General features: G+C 56.9%; 3 protein-coding genes. 2 read left to right on the plus strand and 1 reads right to left on the minus strand.

Annotated features, from left to right (window positions below; all coding sequences use genetic code 11):
• The coding region (locus tag BN2503_RS18725; RefSeq protein ID WP_054258099.1) for an ATP-binding protein at positions 1–1,518 on the plus strand (1,518 nt) is incomplete at its 5' end.
• Between the two features lie 235 nt (positions 1,519–1,753).
• Here the strand turns inward: BN2503_RS18725 and BN2503_RS18730 are convergent.
• Positions 1,754–2,722, minus strand: a complete 969-nt coding sequence (locus BN2503_RS18730; protein ID WP_074930523.1) for a GlxA family transcriptional regulator — start codon at positions 2,720–2,722, stop codon at positions 1,754–1,756.
• Between the two features lie 121 nt (positions 2,723–2,843).
• Between BN2503_RS18730 and BN2503_RS18735 the strand changes: the two genes are divergently transcribed.
• The gene (locus tag BN2503_RS18735) at positions 2,844–3,098 is read left to right on the plus strand and encodes a PaaI family thioesterase (RefSeq protein ID WP_054258100.1); all 255 of its coding nucleotides are present in this window, start codon (positions 2,844–2,846) and stop codon (positions 3,096–3,098) included.
• The last annotated feature ends 153 nt before the right edge of the window (positions 3,099–3,251 follow it).

Genomic DNA, 3,251 nt, shown 5'->3' on the forward strand with positions numbered 1-3,251 from the left:
GTTAGCCAGCAGGCCAGACAGCAGTTCTTCGGGTACGTCGTGTTTCTTGGTGCTCATTGTGCTTACGGACAGGCCGGCTCGCGCCGGCGGTGGATTGTCCGTTTACACAAAATTCTGCACACCCTCGACTTCTACCCGGAGGGCTGCATGAAATTGAGTCCAAGGTCCCGGCAGTACTCGTTCGATCTGTCCGACGCAGAGATTGATCGAATGGTCAGTGTGGCGCCCACGCGAATCACATGGGACGGAGCAGATGACCGAGTCCGTTCCGGCCTATTGGAGAACGGCCTGCGAAGCGTCGTTGTGCCTGACTCCCAAATGCGTGACCTGCTGCGTCAGCTCACCGGAATGGTCCAAGCTCACGCCATTTCGCGCATGGAAAGTGATGCCTCGTACATTGAAGGCTTGTACTCCAGAAAGCCGTGGGGTTCCACGCGCTCCCCAGCCATCTGTTTCACTGGCCTGCAGGGTGTTGGCAAGTCTCAGGTGCTCCAGTCTTTGTCTCGTATCCTGCTGGGGAGAGCGGAGCAAATGAGTGTGCGGGGGCACGCTGGTATTGATCTCATGCCCATGTGGCTGATGACACTGGCCAAGGGCGACGGACTCAACCAGCTTCTTCGAGAGCACGTCGACCCCGTGTGGCAGGACACCGAATCCAAAACATCCATCAGAAATGGATCGGCACCCAAGAGTTGGTCAGTACCGAAGATTTTGGAGTTCGCTGAGAGGGCCTCATGGAGGCACGCAACTTGTCTAGCCGCCATTGATGAATTTCAGTGGATCTCCGCGAGCAGCGGCGCGAACGCTCGCGCGGCGAGTGTGCTTTTGAAGCTCCACGGCATCGGGCCGCTGCTGCTGTACTGTGCGAACTTCAGTTTGGGGCACAAACTAAAAGGACGCCCACCCGAGGACCGCGACAGATTGCTGTCCTGTCCAATCATCATGCGACCGTTCGGTTCCAAGTGCCCCGACCTGACGGTTTATCTGAAGGCATTGCGGGAGGTTGCGCCAGACATACTCATCTTTGATCCCGCGAGGGACCAGGACAGCATTTACCTTTTCACTTTCGGGATCCGGCGCAAGATCGTCGACCTGCTGGTGGCAGCCTACAAAGTTGCATGTCGACCGGGTGGCGCTGGCAAAGTTGGCATTTCACAGATCTGTGATGCCTATCGATCTGAGCTGTATGCCATGCACCGTGAAGACGTAGAAGTGCTCTTCCGTCAGCTGGTCAACAGAAACATGGAGAGTCAAGCTTTGTGGTGTCCATTCGGTTCGATGGATCAGGGCTACTCCAACGTGACGGAAGCCACCAAGATCGTTAACGCGTTCGAAAAGCGGGTGGAGGACGACTACCTTCGGGAGTCATTGACACCATCTGAAGCAAAGGCATTTGATGCAGTTCAGCCTCAGGCTTCGGGTAACGCTAAGCCTGCCAAGGTCTTTCGGTTCCGTAAGGGGAAGGCGACCAAGGAAGACTTACTTGCTGGTTCAGCGATCCTGGACAAGTTCTTGTGACTTGGGCTGCAGGGGACGGCGTCTGTCGAACATTCGTAAAGCGTCTCAACGTCGACTCTGCAGCGAGTGCTGCTGTTGACGGTCAGGCACTGTACTCACGGTCCTGGCCACATTGCGGCCATCGGGTAGTCGCCCGCGCAGCAGCTGGGATGGCCGCTATTGGAAGTGCTGCTGACATCGGCCTTGTCGTTGATCCGCAAACTTGGTTTTGGTCGAATCATGTTGACTACAGCTTCTACAGCGAGCCCGCTTGCTCGCCCTTGCGCCACTCAGACGGAGTAGCGCCTGCGTGGGTCTTGAAAACACGTACAAAGAAGCTCACGTTCTCATAACCCACTTCGTACGCGATCGCCTTGATCGACAGGTCGGTGGCGAGTAGGAGTTTCTTCGCCTGGTCGACCCGAACTTTCTGTATGTACACGGTGGGCGACAAGCGCGTTGCCAACTGAAAGCGGCGTTTGAGGGTGCGCTCGGTCATGCCGATCTCACGCCCCATGCGCTCGATGGTGATGGCCTGGGCATGATGGGACTCAATCCACTCCTGCAGCCGCAAAATGGCATCGTCATGATGATTTCGATGCCCCGGTAGGATGGGGGTGAGCTTCTCTGGCGCCGAGATGAGCAGGTGCGTGGCACACAGCTGGGCGAACGCATCGCCCCTGTCTCGAGCGAGCATCTCCAGCAAGGCATCGAATCCGCCCATCATCGATCCCGTGCTCCACACCGCGTCCTCCTGCAGACAGGAAGGGTGCGCCACGAACTGACACGTGGGATATTGTTTCGATAATGGCCGGACGAAGGCCCAATGTGTGGCCATGAGCACGCTGTCCACCAACCCCGTCGCGGCCAAGAAACACGCTCCTGTTGTCAGGGCCAGCAAAGCAGCACCGCCGCGTTTGCGTCTGGCCAGCCAATGGACAAGGCGATCATCTGGCACGAAGCCTGAAGCCAGCCTTGTCCCCTCAACGGCTGGAATCACAACCAGATCATGACTGCTTCGGTTCGTAACGGCGCCGTCTGGCTGAATCGCATGGCCACTGGCAGAACGAACGTGGCCGCCATCTGCGCTCAGTACCTCGACACGATAGGTCGGATCAAAGCCATGGCGCGCGTCCAGCAGCGCCACAACCCGGAAAAAATCCGTCACAGAGAAGACACTCATGGCCCAGCAGCCATCGTAGGCAAGCACCGCGATTTTCTTCATGATTTTGTAATGGCCTGATCAGACTATCGAATTGCCCAGACGGATCTCGCCGAGCGCTGAGCCGAAGCATACGATGCCGACGTTGAATATGAAATTCAAGGCGTTTTTTGCAGGTGATTAGATGCGTGAAAGCAAGCAATTCGACCGGGACAGATTTGCCGAATGGCTGGGAATTGAGCTTCTAGAACAGAGCTTTGATCAGGCCATATGCCGGGTGTCCATCGGTGAGAATAGTCGCAACGCGCTTGGCGGTATCCATGGTGGTTTGATCTTCTCATTGGCCGACGTAGCGTTTGCATGCGCCTGCAATGCCGGCCAAGGAACCTACATTGGGCTGCAGGCTGAGATCAGGTACATGAGTGCACCAAAAGGGTAAGCGTGGCCTCAAGGCCCTTGTTGCCGGGCCGAGGGGAGCAGGTCAGCATGCGTCCATATGCAAGACAGTGGACATACCCCTGAGTGGAGCGGCCCGAAGGTTGAGCGCACCCTTCGCAACGGCAAGCACATCTATTTCTCAACCTTCAAGGCT

It is taken from the genome of Paenacidovorax caeni (assembly GCF_001298675.1).
In the GTDB taxonomy this organism is placed as follows: Bacteria; Pseudomonadota; Gammaproteobacteria; order Burkholderiales; family Burkholderiaceae_C; genus Paenacidovorax; species Paenacidovorax caeni.

What these genes read in the sequence shown, in the direction of transcription:
- BN2503_RS18730 (WP_074930523.1), bottom strand. Translation starts at nt 2,722, where the DNA reads ATGAAGAAAATCGCGGTGCTTGCCTACGATGGCTGCTGGGCCATGAGT.
- BN2503_RS18735 (WP_054258100.1), top strand. Translation starts at nt 2,844, where the DNA reads ATGCGTGAAAGCAAGCAATTCGACCGGGACAGATTTGCCGAATGGCTG.